A 15,443-nucleotide genomic window follows, 5' to 3' on the forward strand; every position below is an offset into this window, starting at 1 on the left:
GTCAGCCGCGTCCGCTGCCGAAGCGGCGGCTGCTCAGCCCCAGCCCGCCGCGCTTGACCGCCTGGCTGCGCGTGATCCGGCTGCCGACCGGCGCTTCGGCATAGCTGGTCCCCGCGACCGGCACGAAACTGCCCGCGACCGCATGGCGGCGGTCATGGATGCTGTCGCCATAATAGGGAATGGCCGAGCGGCGGCCGAGATAATACCAGAGAAAGCCGGGCCGCGAATTGCCGTAAAAGCGCGCGCCGCCGCTGCGGCCATCGGCGCACAGATCGTCGTCCACGCGCTCGCCCGCTTCGTTGACGCAGATCGCGGTGTCGCGGTCGGCGACCATCGGCTCACCCCAGTCGTCGCGCGGCGAACAGGCGGGCAGGGCGGCGATGGCGGCGGCCATCGCGGCGGTCATTGGCAGCTGCTTCTTCATCGCCGCGCGCTCAGGGGATCATGCAGGCGGCCTGGAGGATGCCGATCCCCAGCCCGATCCCGCCGACGAAAATGCCCGAGGCGGTGCAGCCTTCGGCGATGCGCGCCGAAATGCCGGCAAACACCAGCCGCGCGATGACCAGAAAGACGAGCAATTGCACCACTGCCGCCACCGCGCCCCATAGCAGCATGTCGGGGATGCTGACCGAATGGCCGATGACGGTCGCAACCGGGATCGCAAAGCCCAGAAAGGTGCCGGTCAGCTGCGTCGCCGCCGCGCTGTTGCCGTCGCGGATCAGCGCCAGTTCGCGGTGCGGGGTCAGCCGCACATAAACGAACAGGAACAGCGCGGCGAGCGCGATGGCCGCCCCGAAATAGGCGAGAAAATCCGGCACCGCGCCGATGAAATAGCCGAACATGATCCCCCTTCGGCCCGGCATCGCCGCGCCGGCCCCGTTTTTCAGTCAGCCGACGATCTAACAAAGCTTCCGGCCTGCCGGAAGCCTGTCACCCGGCAAGCAGCGCCTGATAGAATGCGATGGCGCGCATATATTGGTCGACTGCCAGCCGCTCGTCATTGCCGTGAAACCGGGCAAGATCGGCGCGCGTCATCACGATCGGCATGAAGCGCAGCACGCTGCGCGCCAGCCCTTCATAAGCGCGGCCATCGGTCGCCCCCAGCACCAGCCCCGGGGCGATCACGGCGTTGGGGAAATGGCTGCGCACCACCGCCTTCAGCCGCTGGAAATCGGGTCCGGCGGGATCGGCGGGCTGGCTGGGTTCATGCCCGCCGGGCAAAGCGCGCAGCATCACCCCCGGGTCGTCGGCGGCCGCGCGGTCATGGGCAAGCACGCCGGCGCGGCTGTCGCCGGGCAGGATGCGGTGGTTGATCACCGCCCGCGCGGTCTGCGGCAGCACATTGTCCTTGCTGCCGGCGGCAAGGATGGTCGGGGCCGTCGTCGTGCGCAGCAGCGCCGCCGTATCGGGGCGCGCCAGGAAGGCGCGGCGGATCAGCGGCGCGGTCAGCCAGCGATTGGCGAGCACCGCGCGCATCGGCCAGTCGGCATGGGGCGCGACATGATCGATCAGCGCGCCCGCCGGGCCGTCGAGCCGGGCCGGCAGCTGATCGTCGAAGATGCGGTCCACCGCGCGCGACAGCCGGGCGGCGGCATTGTCGTCGCCGGGCATCGAGCTGTGGCCGCCGGTGCCGCGCGCGATCAGCTCGACCGAGACATAGCCTTTTTCCGCCGTGCCGATGACCGCGACCGGCGCGCGCACGAATGACAGCACGCCGTCGAGCACCGCATAGCCTTCGTCGAGCGCCAGGCCGATCCGCGCGCCCCGCTGGCGGAGCAACTGCGCGACCGCGCGTGCGCCGCTGCCGCCGCGTTCCTCGTCATGGCCGAAAGCGAGATAGACGGTCTGGCGCGGGCGGATGCCGCGCGCCGCCAGCCGCTCCGCCGCCTCGAGGATCGCCATCAGCGAGGCCTTGTCGTCAATCGCCCCCCGGCCCCAGACATGGCCGTCCGCGACCGTCCCCGCAAAGGGCGGATGCGTCCAGCGCGCGGCGCTGCCCGGATCGATCGGCACCACATCCTGATGCGCGGCAAGCAGCAGCGCCGGGGCGGCCGGATCGCGCCCCGGCCAGGTGTAGAGCAGGGTGCCGCCGGCCAGCACCTCACGGCTGAGCGTCTGGTGGACGCGCGGAAAGCTGGCCGCCAGATGGGCGTGAAAGGCGGCGAGCGCCGGCGCGGGCGGCGGCGCATCGGCGGTCGAGATGGTCGGGATGCGCAGCGCCACCGCCAGCCGCGCGATCGCGGCCGGATCGACCGGCGGGGGCGGGGGCAGGGTGGTGGCAAGCGGTTCGGCGCGCATCCGCCAGGCATTGACCGCCATCACCGCCGCAAGCCCCGCGATCAGCAGGACAGCGAGCGCCAGCGCCGTGCGCCATTTGCGGCCGCGTCGCGGCTGTTCCCATCCCGGCCGTGCGCGCCGCGCCATTCCGCCATCCCCCTTATTCTGCCCCCGGCACTGGACCGGAAGCGGGGCGGGCGGTCAAGCAGCGACGCGATGGGCGGTTCGCGCGATCAGAAATCGACCTTGTCGTAATGCGGCGGCGGGGTGATCACCTCCATGCGTTCCGACAGAAGCGGGCGGAAGCTCGGCCGGCTTTTGAGCGCCGCATACCAGCGCTGGGTCTGGGCATGGCCGCGCCAGTCGATGCCGCCCAGATAATCGGCGACCGAGATATGGGCCGCCGCCGCCAGATCGGCCAGGCTCATCGTCGCGCCGCCCAGCCAGTTGCGATGGTCGAGCAGATAATCGACATAATCGAGATGGTTGACCGCCAGCTTCATCGCATCGCGCAGCACGCGGGCATCAGGGCTGGTGCGGTCGATCAGCCGCTTCTTCATGCGTTCGTGCATCAATGGCGCGACGACATCGGCATGGAATTGCTCGTCGAACCACGCGACCAGCCGGCGGATCTCGGCGCGGTTGACCGAGGTGCCGTTGATCATCGGCGCCTGTTCGACCGTTTCCTCGAAATATTCGCAGATCGCCCAGCTGTCGATCAGCGTCAGGCCCTTGGCCGCCTCGACCATCACCGGGGTGCGCCCGGCCGGGTTCATGTCCAGAAACTCGTCGCGCCGCTCCCACGGGGATTCGCGCACCAGATCGTAGCCGATGCCCTTTTCACCCAGCAGCAGGCGGACCTTGCGCGAAAAGGGGCAGAGCGGAAACTGATAAAGCTGCCACATGGTGATGGCTGTTAGGCCGTTCGGCGCGGCGGCGAAAGATGCCATGACGGCAAAATGCCGCCCCGGTCAGCACCTGCATCACCCCATGCCGGGATAACGGGCGTGAACGGGCAGGGCGTCGATCCCGGTCATCCAGCCCAGCCGCTCGGCGATCTGGATCTGGTCGGTCGGCGGCACCGCCTCGGGATCGTCAAGCGTCGCCGACTGCACGTCGATCAGCCCGGGCAGCATCGTGTCGTTGGTGTAGAACAGCCCGGTCCCGCAGGCGGCGCAGAAATGGCGGCGGGCATGTTCGGACGAGGCATAGATTTGCGGGCTGCCTTGCAGCAGCTCGACACCCGCGCGCGCCATCATGATCCAGCCGACCATCGGCGCGCCGGCCGCGCGGCGGCAGTCGCTGCAATGGCACAAAGTGTGGTTGGCGACATCGCCCGCCAGCCGGTAGCGGATCGCGCCGCAGTGACAGCCGCCGTCCATGATCCTTCTCCCACACCCTTGTTCCGCCTTTGTTCTATAGCCGAACGCGAGGCGGCGCAAGAGGGCGCTGGCGGCCGCGAAAGCGGGGAGGGGGGGCTAGCCGCCCTTATTCGGCGGCCACCGCCTCGGGCGCGTCGTCGAGCGGCTGGGGCAGGCGGCCGAGCATTTCGCGCGGCACCACCTGCCAGATCAACTCTCGCGTCCGGTCCCAGTCCTCGATCAGCCCGCGCGCCCATTTGCTGTCGGTGGCGAGCGCATGTTCGGCGATCAGGCCGCGCACATGCTCTTCCCAATGCGCCGCGCCCAGCCGCCGCCAGATGATCGATTCGGGGTTGGCGCGGTCGGCAAAGCGGCCGTCGAGATCGAGCACGAACGCCATGCCGCCGGTCATGCCCGCCCCGAAATTCGCCCCCACCGCGCCCAGGATTACCGCGGTGCCGCCGGTCATATATTCGCAGCCATTGGCCCCGCAGCCCTCGACCACCACGGTCGCGCCTGAGTTGCGGACGGCAAACCGCTCGCCCGCGCGCCCGGCGGCGAACAGCCGGCCCGAGGTCGCGCCATAAAGCACGGTGTTGCCGATGATCACATTGTCCTGGCTCATGAGCGGCGAGCTGACCATCGGCCTGACGACGATGATGCCGCCCGACAGCCCCTTGCCGACATAGTCATTGGCGTCGCCGAACACTTCCAGCGTGATGCCCTTGCACAGGAACGCGCCCAGCGACTGGCCCGCCGAGCCGCGCAGCCGCACCTGCACATGATGATCGGCCAGCGCCGACATGCCGAAACGCTGCGTGACCTCCGCCGACAGCCGGGTGCCGACCGCGCGGTGGGTGTTGCGGACATTATAGGTCAGCTGCATCCGCTCGCCGCGCTCGAACACCGCGCGGGCATCGGCGATCATCTGCGCGTCGAGGCTTGGCGGCACTTCGTTGCGGAAGGTCGGCAGGCTGAAGCGGCGCTCATGATCGGCGGCATCGACCTTGGCGAGGATGGGATTGAGGTCGAGATCGTCGAGATGCTCGGCCCCGCGGCTCACCTGACGCAGCAGCTCGGTACGGCCGATCACCTCGTCGAGCGACCGGCAGCCGAGCCGGCTCAGAATCTCGCGCACCTCTTCGGCGATGAAGGTCATCAGGTTGATGACCTTTTCCGGGCTGCCGGTGAAGCGGGCGCGCAGCTTTTCATCCTGCGTGCACACGCCGACCGGGCAGGTGTTGGAATGGCATTGCCGCACCATGATGCAGCCCATGGCAACCAGGCTGAGCGTGCCGATGCCGAACTCCTCCGCGCCCAGGATCGCGGCGATGACGATGTCGCGTCCGGTCTTCAGCCCGCCATCGGTCCTCAGCTTCACCCGGCCGCGCAGCCCGTTGAGCGTCAGCGTCTGGTTGACTTCGGACAGGCCCATTTCCCACGGCGTGCCGGCATATTTGATGCTGGTGTGCGGGCTGGCGCCGGTGCCGCCATTATGGCCCGACACCAGAATGACGTCGGCATGCGCCTTGGCCACGCCCGCCGCGACCGTGCCGATGCCCGCCGAGGACACGAGCTTCACGCACACCCGCGCGCGCGGGTTGATCATCTTCAGATCATAGATCAGCTGCGCCAGATCCTCGATCGAATAGATGTCATGATGCGGCGGCGGGCTGATCAGCGTGACGCCCGGCGTCGAATGGCGCAGCCGGGCGATCATGTCGGTGACCTTGAAGCCCGGCAGCTGGCCGCCCTCGCCGGGCTTGGCCCCTTGCGCCACCTTGATCTCGATCTCCTCGCACGCGCCCAGATATTCGGCGGTGACGCCGAACCGGCCCGAGGCGATCTGCTTGATGACCGAGTTGGCATTGTCGCCATTGGCATAGGGCACGAAGCGCGCCGGATCCTCGCCGCCTTCGCCCGACACCGCCTTGGCGCCGATGCGGTTCATCGCAATGGCCAGCGTCTCATGCGCCTCGGGCGACAGCGCACCCAGGCTCATCCCCGGCGTCACGAAGCGCTTGCGGATCTCGGTGATCGCCTCGACCTGGTCGAGCGGCACCGCCTCGCGCGCAGGATTGAACTCCAGCAGGTCGCGCAGATAGACGGGCGGCAGATCACGCACCCCGCGCGAAAAGGCGAGATAGGTCGAATAGCTGTCGGTGGCGACTGCCGTCTGCAACAGGTGCATCAGCTGCGCCGAATAGGCATGAACCTCGCCGTCATGGCGCTGGCGGTAGAAGCCGCCGACCGGCAGCCGCGCCACCCCCGCATCCCAGGCCGCTTCGTGGCGCAGCCGGGCATTGAGATGGATCGAGGCATAGCCTTCGCCCGAAATCCTGGCCGGCATGCCGGGGAACAGGTCGTTGACCAGCGCGCGGCTCAGCCCGACCGCCTCGAAGTTATAGCCGCCGCGATAGCTGGAGATCACCGCGATCCCCATTTTCGACATGATCTTGAGCAGCCCGTCGCCTATGGCGCGGCGGTAATTGTCGATCGCCTGATCAAGGCTGAGCGCCCCGAACAGCCCGCGCGCATGGCGGTCGGCAATCGAGGCTTCGGCCAGCCAGGCATTGACGGTGGTCGCGCCAACCCCGATCAGCACCGCGAAATAATGGGTGTCGAGACATTCCGACGCGCGGACATTGATCGAGGCATAGCTGCGCAGCCCCTGGCGGACCAGATGGGTGTGCACGGCCGCCGCCGCCAGCACCATCTGCACGGCCATGCGCGCTTCGCCCACGCCCTCGTCGGTCAGGAACAGCTCGGTCCGGCCCTCGCGCACCGCGCGTTCGGCCTCGATGCGGATGCGGGCGATGGCGGCGCGCAGCCGGTCCGGCCCGCCATCGGCCTCATAGGTGCAGTCGATATCGGCCGCCTGATCGCCGAATGACGCCTTGAGCCGCGCCCAGTCGGCACAGCTGAGCACCGGCGTGTCGAGCACCAGGACGTTCGAGCTTTGCGCCTCGACATCGAGGATGTTGGCCAGATTGCCGAACCGCGTCTTGAGCGACATCACATGCCGTTCGCGCAATGAATCGATCGGCGGGTTGGTGACCTGGCTGAAATTCTGGCGGAAAAACTGCGCGATGTTGCGCGGCTTGTCGGAAATCACCGCAAGCGGCGTGTCGTCGCCCATCGAGCCGACGGCTTCCTTGCCGTCCTCGACCATCGGCGACAGGATCAGCTCCATATCCTCGAGCGTCAGCCCGGCCGCCACCTGCCGCCGCGTCAGCGCCGCGCGGTCGAGCGCGGGCAGGGGATCGCCCTCGGCCGGCGGCAGATCGGCGAGCGTGCGGAAGCCGCCGACCATCGCCTCATAGGGATGCTCGCCCGCCAGCCGCGCCTTGATCTCGGCATCGAACAGCAATGCGCCTTCGTCCAGATCGATGGCGATCATCTCGCCGGGGCCAAGCCGCCCCTTGGCGGTCACCATCGTCTCGGGCACCACCACCATGCCGGTTTCGGAGCCGACGATCAGCAGCCCGTCACCGGTCAGCGTGTAGCGCAGCGGACGCAGCGCGTTGCGGTCCATGCCCGCGACGGCCCAGCGCCCGTCGGTCATCGCCAGCGCCGCCGGGCCGTCCCATGGCTCCATCACGCTGGCCAAATATTCGTACATCGCGCGCTTGGCCGGATCCATGCCCGGCTCGTTCTGCCAGGCTTCGGGGACCAGCATCAGCTTGGCGGTCGGCGCGTCGCGGCCCGAGCGGCAGATCGCCTCGAACACCGCATCGAGCGCGGCCGTGTCCGACGCCCCGGCCGGGATCAGCGGCTTGATGTCCTCGCTATGCTCGCCAAAGGCGAGGCTCGCCATCTTGATCTCATGGCTTTTCATCCAGTTCTTGTTGCCGCGGATCGTGTTGATCTCGCCATTGTGCGCCAGGCACCGGAAGGGCTGGGCCAGCCACCATTGCGGGAAGGTGTTGGTCGAATAACGCTGGTGGAAGATCGCCAGCCGGCTTTCGAACCGTTCATCCTGAAGATCGGGATAGAACAGGCTGAGCGATTCCGCGAGGAACAGCCCCTTGTAGATGATCGACTGGCAGCTGAGCGAACAGATGTAGAAGCCAGCAATCTGCGCGGCGATCACCTTTTTCTCGATCCGGCGGCGGACGAGATAGAGATTCTTCTCGAACTCGGCGGCCGACTGGTCGCCGGGCAGCGGGCCGGCGATCATGATCTGTTCGATCTCGGGCCGGGTTTCCTGCGCCTTGCGCCCGATCACCGACACATCGACCGGCACCTGCCGCCAGCCATAGATGGTGTAGCCGGCATCGATCACCTCGGATTCGACGATCGTCCGGCACGTCTCCTGCGCCGCCAGATCGGTGCGCGGCAAAAAGATCATGCCGACCGCCAGCCGGTTGGGCAGCGGCCGGTGGCCGCTGTCGGCAATCGCATCGTCGAAGAAGCGCGCCGGCAGATCGACATGCAGCCCCGCACCATCGCCGGTCATGCCATCGGCATCGACCGCGCCCCGGTGCCACACTGCCTTCAGCGCATCGATCGCCGCCGCCACCACGCGGCGCGACGCCCGCCCGTCGGTCGCCGCGACCAGCCCGACGCCACAGGCATCGCTTTCGAACTCGGGGCGATACATGCCCTCGCGCGCAAGGCGTTCGCGTTCGGCGGTGCGGTCTGTCGAGACCGGCAGCGGGGCGTCCGGCATCATCATTTCACGCCCAGATGCTGGCGCGTGGCGGCCTGCAACCGCTCCATCAGGCGCGGCAGGCTGGCTTCGAGCGCCTTGTTGGTGTCGGCCATGATGACGGGGCCAAGCTCGTTCTGCAGCGCGGCGAGCTTCGGTCCGATGCTGCCCCGGGCAAAGGCCGTCAGCACCGGGATGTCTTCCGGCCTGATCGCCTGCATCGCGGCGGCAACGGCGGCATTGTTCATCGCGTTGACGTCGCTGGCATCTACCCGGGTCTGCTTTTCCGCCGCTGCCTGCGCGGCCAACTCGCCCCCCTTGGCCAACATGGCCTGCCGTCCCTGCGCGAGCAGGCGCTGGCCGGCTGGCGACCGGTAGAAGCCGAGCAGATCGTCCATCTCCTTCTGCGTCAGCCGGGACTCCAACGCCCGCACATAGCGGTCGCGCGTCTTCACCAGCACGTCGGCCATGACGGTCTGCAACTCCGCATCGACTGCCTTGGCCACCGCGTCGAACAGCCCCGGACGCTGTTTGTCCAGGCTGACCGCATTGGGGTCGTTGCGCAGCATGGACATCAGCTGGTCGAGTGACTGTTTGCGGGTCGCCGCCAGTGTTTTCTCGGGCTCTATGACGATCTCGACCAGCTGCGCGGCGACCGACGGCGTCGCCGCCGTCGCCAGCGGTGCCGGGGATGCAGGCTGCGCGACCGCCATCGCCGATGGGGCGATGGCCGCCGCGATCACCATCGCTGCCGCCAGCCGGGATGCCATGAAATGTCCGTCGAAAATGCTCACGCTGCCACCCTTTCCTTGTGTTCCGTTCCGGCTTTCGCCTTGGCCTTCAGCCAGGCGTGCATCCGGTCGGCCACGTCGCGGCCGTCGCGGATCGCCCACACCACCAGGCTTGCGCCGCGGACGATGTCGCCGGCGGCAAACACACCGTCAAGGCTGGTCATCATCGTCTTGTGATCGATGCGGATCGTGCCCCAGCGGGTGACGCCCAGTTCGGGGGTGGCGAACAGGCGCGGCAGATCTTCGGCTTCGAATCCCAGCGCCTTGATCACCAGATCGGCCTCCAGCCGGAACTGCGCATCAGGATCGGGCTCGGGGGCGCGGCGGCCGCTGGCGTCGGGCGCGCCCAGCCGCATGCCGGTCGCGCGCACCGCCGCCACCCGGCCATTGCCGTCCGCCTCGAACGCCTCGGGCGCGGACAGCCAGACAAACTCGACGCCTTCCTCCTCGGCATTGGCGACTTCGCGCTGCGATCCGGGCATGTTCGCGCGGTCGCGGCGATACAGGCATTTGACCGATGCCGCGCCCTGGCGGACGGCGGTGCGGACACAGTCCATCGCCGTGTCGCCGCCGCCGATCACCACGACATGCCGGCCTTTCGCATCGAGCGCGCCGCTGTCGAACGCCGGCACCGCATCGCCAAAGCCCTTGCGGTTGGACGCGATCAGATAGTCGAGCGCATCGACGATCCCGTCGCTGCCCACGCCGGGCGCCTTGATCGCGCGCGGGCGATAGACGCCGGTTGCGATCAGCACCGCATCATGGCGCGCGCGCAGCTCGGCAAAGGGCAGCGCGCCGCCGACATCGGCCCCCTGATGGAACATGATGCCGCCTTCGGCCAGCCGGTCGATGCGGCGCATCACCACCGGTTTTTCCAGCTTGAAGCCGGGGATGCCGTAGGTGAGCAGCCCGCCCGCCCGGTCATGCCGGTCATAGACATGCACGTTATAGCCCAGCCCGCGCAGATATTCGGCCGCGCTCAGCCCCGCCGGGCCGGCACCGATCACGCCGACCGACTGGCCGCGCGCCGGGCCGGGCACCAGCGGTTCCACCCAGCCCTGTTCCCAGGCGGTGTCGGTGATGAACTTTTCGACCGAGCCGATGGTGACCGCGCCATGGCCGGAAAACTCGATCACGCAATTGCCCTCGCACAGCCGGTCCTGCGGGCAGATGCGCCCGCAAATCTCCGGCATGGTCGAGGTGGCGTTCGACAGCTCATAGGCTTCGCGCAGCCGCCCCTCGGCGGTCAGGCGCAGCCAGTCGGGGATGTGGTTGTGTAGCGGGCAATGCACCGAACAATAAGGCACGCCGCATTGCGAGCAGCGCCCGGCCTGCGCCTCGGCATCGGGCGCGGCGTAACGGTCGGCAATCTCGCGGAAATCCTCGGCGCGGAGCGGCGCTGCGCGCTTGGCCGGATAGGCCTGATCCCGCTCGACGAACTTCAGCATCGGTGTATCGGCCATGGCCGCGCTCCTTTTCGCGACCATATTGCAAAGCTGCGCGCCCAAGTCACGCAATGAATCGAATGAAGGTCAGTTTTGCTGACCCGATATTTTCATGCCGCCCGGCAAGTCTGTGTTTGTCAGTCGGGCGGTAGCGATAAAAAGACCGGATCGGACCTATCTTGCCAGCAGCCAGACCAGCGCGAGGCTGCCGGCGACGATGCGGTACCAGGCAAAGGGCGCAAAGCCGCGCCGCGACACCAGCCCGACAAACCATTTGATCACGACCAGCGCGACGATGAACGACACGACAAAGCCGATGCCGATCAGCCCCCAATCGACATTGGCCGCCGCCAGATCGTCGCCATGCTTGAGGAGCGACAGGGTGGTCGCGCCCAGCATCGTCGGCACGGCGAGGAAAAAGCTGAACTCGGCCGCCGTCCGCCGTTCGACGCCCATTGCCAGCGCGCCCATGATCGTCGCGCCCGACCGGCTGACGCCCGGAATCATCGCCAGACACTGGATCAGCCCGACGCCGAGCGCGCGGGCATAGGGCAGGGAGGCAATGCCCGGCGGCAGGGTGGAGCCGCGCGCCAGCGCCTCGATCACCAGAATCGCGATCCCGCCCAGCACCAGCGCGATGGCGACGACCACCGCATTGCCCAGCAGCCCTTCGATCGCATCGATGAACAACAGGCCGAGCACGACCGAGGGGGCAAAGGCGATCAGCAGGTTGAGCGCGAATCGCCACGACGTCGCCTCGCCGCCGAACAGGCCGAGCGCGACCGCCCAGAAGGTGCGCCAGTAGAGCACGATCACCGCGAGAATCGCCCCGAGCTGGATGACGACGTTGAACGTCGCCCATTGTTCCGCCCGGTAGCCGAGCAACTCGGCGGCGAGGATCAGATGCCCGGTCGACGACACGGGCAGAAACTCGGTCAGTCCCTCGACAATGCCGAGCAGGATGGCGGTCAGGATCAGGGGCATGGCGGAGGCTCCGGCCGGATGAGCCAGCCCCGGCGCGACCGGCCGGGGCGGGCGGAAGGGTGAATCGCCCGTCCGGGGGCGGGCAGGGCAATCGCCGGACAGGGGGAAGGCAGCGCCGCCGCCGCCCCCGCGCCGCTGGTCAGCCGGTCTTCAGCCCGTCAAACCGGCCCTGGCGGCGATACTGGACCAGCCAGGACGGCGCGACCGCGGCGAGCGGCGTCGGCTGGATGCCAAAAGCCTCCAGCCCCGGCGCGCCGGGGGCGACGACATTGTCGGTCTGCAGCATCAGCCACTGATCCCAGGTGATCGGCGCACCCGGTGCCCAGCCGGCAAGGCGGGCCAGCGCCGCCGTCGCCGCATCGGGCAGGTCGATGAACAGCGGGCTGCGCCCCGTCCATTCGGCCAGCAGCCGCATCAGCTCGGCCATCGACACCGTTTCCGGCCCGCCAATGTCATAGGTCCGCCCGCCATGCAGATCGGGCCGCGCGACCGATTCGGCCGCCGCGCGCGCCAGATCGGCGACGAACACCGGCTGGAACCGCGTCGCGCCGCGCACCACGGGGACGACCGGCAGCATGCGGATCAGCTGGGCGAAACGGTTGGTGAAGCCGTCCTCGCGCCCGAACACGATCGACGGGCGCAGGATGGTCGCGCCCGGAAAGGCCGCGCGCACCGCCGCTTCGCCTTCGCCCTTCGACCGGCCATAGCGTGAGGCCGAGGCCGGATCGGCACCGATGGCCGAAACATGGACAAGGCTGCGCACGCCCGCCCGCGCCGCCGCTTCGGCGACGTTGCGCGCGCCCGCGACATGGAAGCCGTCAAAATCCCCGGCCAGCACGCCGACCAGATTGACGACCGCATCCGCACCCTCGACCGCGCGCGCCACGCTGTCGGGGCGGCGAATATCGGCCGCCGCGAACTGGGTCTGCCCCAATCCGCCCATCGGGCGCAGGAACCAGGCCGATTTGGGATCGCGCTGGGCAATGCGGACCCGGTCGCCCTGGCCGCCATCCAGCAGATCCTGCACCACATAGCGCCCGATGAACCCGCCACCGCCAAAGACCGTCACCACGCTCGTCTTCATGAAAATGCGCTCCTTGCCTTGGCTCGCGCCTTTGGCCCGCCAAGAACGTGTTGACAAGGCCATAGAACCGCCGCTAAGCGCGCCGCCTACCCCGTGCCCAGATGGCGGAATTGGTAGACGCACCAGCTTCAGGTGCTGGCGATCGCAAGGTCGTGGAGGTTCGAGTCCTCTTCTGGGCACCAAAACTCCTGCGGGAGTGGCATCAAAAACCTTGAAAAAACCCCAGAATTCTGCCATTTTTGGCTGGATTTGATGCCGCGTGTTTCACGCTGTTTCAGGCCGTGCCCCCACAATCAGGGGCATGGAGCGGGGCATCTGCCCCCACATGCCCCTTTCTGGCGAAAGGTCATGCCCCCAAATGTCACTGACAGTCTTGCAAATCCGAGCTTTTTCGCCCGTTGCTACCGCCTACAAGCGCGCCGATGAGCGCGGCCTCTACCTCGAAATCTTCCCCAACGGCTCGAAACTCTGGCGGCTGAAGTATTATGTAGGCGGCAAAGAAAAGAGGATCGCTCTTGGTGCCTGGCCCGAAGTTAGTCTTCAGGCGGCCCGCCTCGAGCGCGACGAACTCAGGCTGCGTATTGCCAAGGGAGAAGACCCTGCTTTGACGCGCAAGAAGAACAAGGCAACGGCCAAGATCAGTGCCGCCAACACCTTCGAGTCGGTCGCCCGCGAGTACATCGAGAACAAGATGGTCGGCGAAGGCCGCGCCGAGGCCACTCTGCTAAAGGCCCGCTGGTTCCTCAATCTTCTCAAGCCAGCGATCGGACACATGCCGATTTCGGATGTCGACCCACAGATGATACTAGCGCCGCTCAAGAAGCTGGAGGCGCGGGGCAACCGTGAGACCGCCAAGAAGTGCCGCTCCTTTGCAAGCCGGGTATTCCGTTATGGTGCGGCCACTGGCCGCTGCACGACGGACCCTACTGCTATCCTCAAGGGGGCACTACTGACGCCGCAGGCACGCCACTATGCGGCGATCCTCGAACCAGAGAAGCTCGGCGAACTGCTGCGTGCCATCGATGCGTTCGAATGCTACCCGATCACGAAGTTGGCGCTGAAGGTTGCCCCGCACATTTTCGTCCGCCCGGGCGAAATGCGGCACGGCGAGTGGCAGGAGATCGACTTTGAGAAAGCGATCTGGACGATTCCTGCCGGCAAGATGAAGGCCCGCCGCACTCACGCGGTACCGCTTTCGCGACAGGTGCTCGAACTGCTTAAGGAGCTGAAAGCGGTCACCGGGGGGCAAGGCTACATCTTCCCAGCCTTCCATACCCGACTACGCCCGATGAGTGAGAACACCATCAACTCGTCGTTTCGCCGTATGGGCTACAGCAAGGATGACATGACGGCACACGGCTTCCGGTCGACGGCATCCACGCTGCTCAACGAAAGCGGGCTGTGGCATCCTGACGCCATCGAACGTGCCCTAGCGCACGGCGACAGCAATGCCATTCGCGGGACCTACAACCGGGGTCAGTATTGGGATGAGCGGGTCAAGATGGCGCAGTGGTGGAGCGACTATCTCGATGATCTAAGGGCGAGTAAAGCCGCAAATTAGGCGAGCATCCGGAGCGGAACTACGGGACCTCTGGTGAGGCGACGCAGGACCGCTCCAACGCGCCAACCTGCCCTGAAGCTGGAGCGTTGCTGATCGGCCAACTCCGATCCAGGCCCGGTCGCTCAGGCTTACACCAGTGAGTGTCGCATGAAACCAAAACCTGCCTATTGCTGAGGGGAAAGCAGAAAGTCGGCAAAGCGCCCCAATTTCGGTCATTCAGCATAAGCTGCGATTGCCCGAAAGCAGACAGCTGAGGCAGCTTCCAAGAGTCGTCTCCCGATGCAGTTAGAGCCATAGCACCCCCTCCGACATCGTCCTTTAAGGTTGATGCCATTGGAGATGCACGATTGGCGGATTCGGTTCTGGCCTCGCTGCTCAGGAGGGAGAACGGCGTGAACCTACTCGTCGTCCAGCGACCTAATATCGAGGATGTTCAAGCCAATCTCGCCATTCTGGTCGCGCTCGGCACGAGCGTGAATAACAACCAATGCACCAACGGGAGCGGTCTCGGGCTGGTTCAAGATTCGATACTGATTACCCTTAACAGTTCGGAAGAAGCCTTTCTTTCTCGGCATGATCTTGCCTGCGAGATCAAAGAAAGCATTTTCTTCGAGGTAGGTCTGCATCCGGCGGTCCTCGAGCAAGATTGCTCGCGCGCGCTCGGAGTTGCGTGCGCTTCGGCCGTCCTCGATAATATCCTCGAATTCGCGCGCGGGAATGAATTCAGGTCGGACCTTGTCCTGTTCAATAACGACGCCCGTCCCTTCGCCGTACTCCAATAAATCCAGCGTTGCCTTTGCAGCGGAAGGCGCAGCCAGCGCGATGCCAATCACAGTCGCCAAGAGAATTTTGCCGTCGCGCTTATCGGCACGCTCTGCCAACTCTAATGAGCGTTCATCGCGTCGTTCGGCACGCTCAGCCATTTCAAGCAGGCGCCGATCGCGTTCCTCCGCAGCTTCCGCGAGTTCCAAGAGCCGCTGATCTCGATCGCGGTCATCGTCTTCGTCTTGCGTCCACTCACGAAGCTTGCGGAAAATGAAACCTATACTGCCTTGTTCGATGGCTTCGAGCTCGACGACAAACCCCTCGCCGTAAGCTTCCTCGACTTCCCTACCGACGGTCGTGAGAAACCGGCCAATCGTATAAAGAGGAACGGGCTGTCGTGTGTTGAAGTAAACACGCGCTTGCTCGACATCTACATATCGCGTGTCGTCGTAATAGGCGTCGACCATGCTTTTTGATCCCCCCGATGCTTAAAGGTATCTGACAGAAAGTTCTGTGTTTTCAAT

At 66.5% G+C, this 15,443-nt stretch carries 12 protein-coding genes and 1 tRNA gene; 2 read left to right on the forward strand and 11 right to left on the reverse strand.

Annotated elements, in window-relative coordinates; all coding sequences use genetic code 11:
* Position 1: 1 nt before the first annotated feature.
* From OPU66_RS01910 to OPU66_RS01955, 10 genes are all read right to left on the reverse strand, one after another.
* Positions 2–424, reverse strand: a complete 423-nt coding sequence (locus tag OPU66_RS01910) for a hypothetical protein (protein ID WP_498551895.1) — start codon at positions 422–424, stop codon at positions 2–4.
* Between the two features lie 10 nt (positions 425–434).
* Positions 435–842, reverse strand: coding sequence for a DUF350 domain-containing protein (locus OPU66_RS01915; RefSeq protein WP_498551896.1), 408 nt, complete (start codon positions 840–842; stop codon positions 435–437).
* An 88-nt stretch (positions 843–930) separates the two neighbouring features.
* Positions 931–2,424, reverse strand: coding sequence for a M20/M25/M40 family metallo-hydrolase (locus tag OPU66_RS01920; protein ID WP_498551897.1), 1,494 nt, complete (start codon positions 2,422–2,424; stop codon positions 931–933).
* A gap of 86 nt (positions 2,425–2,510) precedes the next feature.
* Positions 2,511–3,182: a glutathione S-transferase family protein gene (locus OPU66_RS01925; protein ID WP_498551898.1), complete on the reverse strand. Its 672-nt coding sequence runs from the start codon at positions 3,180–3,182 to the stop codon at positions 2,511–2,513.
* Positions 3,183–3,260: 78 nt separating this feature from the next.
* Positions 3,261–3,659: a GFA family protein gene (locus OPU66_RS01930; RefSeq protein ID WP_498551899.1), complete on the reverse strand. Its 399-nt coding sequence runs from the start codon at positions 3,657–3,659 to the stop codon at positions 3,261–3,263.
* 106 nt (positions 3,660–3,765) lie between these two features.
* Positions 3,766–8,310 carry a glutamate synthase large subunit gene (gltB, locus tag OPU66_RS01935; RefSeq protein ID WP_498551976.1) on the reverse strand — a complete coding sequence of 1,515 codons (4,545 nt, stop codon included), beginning with the start codon at positions 8,308–8,310 and terminating at the stop codon, positions 3,766–3,768.
* Between the two features lie 2 nt (positions 8,311–8,312).
* Positions 8,313–9,083 (reverse strand): DUF2059 domain-containing protein, encoded by a 771-nt coding sequence (locus tag OPU66_RS01940; protein WP_498551900.1) that lies wholly within the window; start codon positions 9,081–9,083, stop codon positions 8,313–8,315.
* Positions 9,080–10,543: an NAD(P)-dependent oxidoreductase gene (locus OPU66_RS01945; RefSeq protein ID WP_498551901.1), complete on the reverse strand. Its 1,464-nt coding sequence runs from the start codon at positions 10,541–10,543 to the stop codon at positions 9,080–9,082. Before OPU66_RS01945 ends, OPU66_RS01940 begins: the two co-directional genes overlap by 4 nt.
* A 156-nt stretch (positions 10,544–10,699) precedes the next feature.
* Positions 10,700–11,509, reverse strand: a complete 810-nt coding sequence (locus tag OPU66_RS01950; protein ID WP_498551902.1) for an undecaprenyl-diphosphate phosphatase — start codon at positions 11,507–11,509, stop codon at positions 10,700–10,702.
* Positions 11,510–11,648: 139 nt separating this feature from the next.
* The gene (locus tag OPU66_RS01955; RefSeq protein WP_498551904.1) at positions 11,649–12,593 is read right to left on the reverse strand and encodes a complex I NDUFA9 subunit family protein; all 945 of its coding nucleotides are present in this window, start codon (positions 12,591–12,593) and stop codon (positions 11,649–11,651) included.
* A 95-nt stretch (positions 12,594–12,688) separates the two neighbouring features.
* Here OPU66_RS01955 and OPU66_RS01960 point away from each other — a divergent pair.
* Positions 12,689–12,775 (forward strand) — tRNA-Leu (locus OPU66_RS01960).
* 176 nt (positions 12,776–12,951) lie between these two features.
* Positions 12,952–14,154, forward strand: a complete 1,203-nt coding sequence (locus OPU66_RS01965) for a tyrosine-type recombinase/integrase (RefSeq protein ID WP_498551905.1) — start codon at positions 12,952–12,954, stop codon at positions 14,152–14,154.
* 398 nt (positions 14,155–14,552) lie between these two features.
* On the opposite strand, the gene OPU66_RS01970 is transcribed toward OPU66_RS01965, so the two are convergent.
* Entirely contained in the window at positions 14,553–15,386 is an 834-nt protein-coding gene (locus OPU66_RS01970; RefSeq protein ID WP_498551906.1) for a hypothetical protein, read from the reverse strand.
* Positions 15,387–15,443 lie beyond the last annotated feature (57 nt).

The organism is Sphingomonas sp. URJC2, from assembly GCF_059803575.1.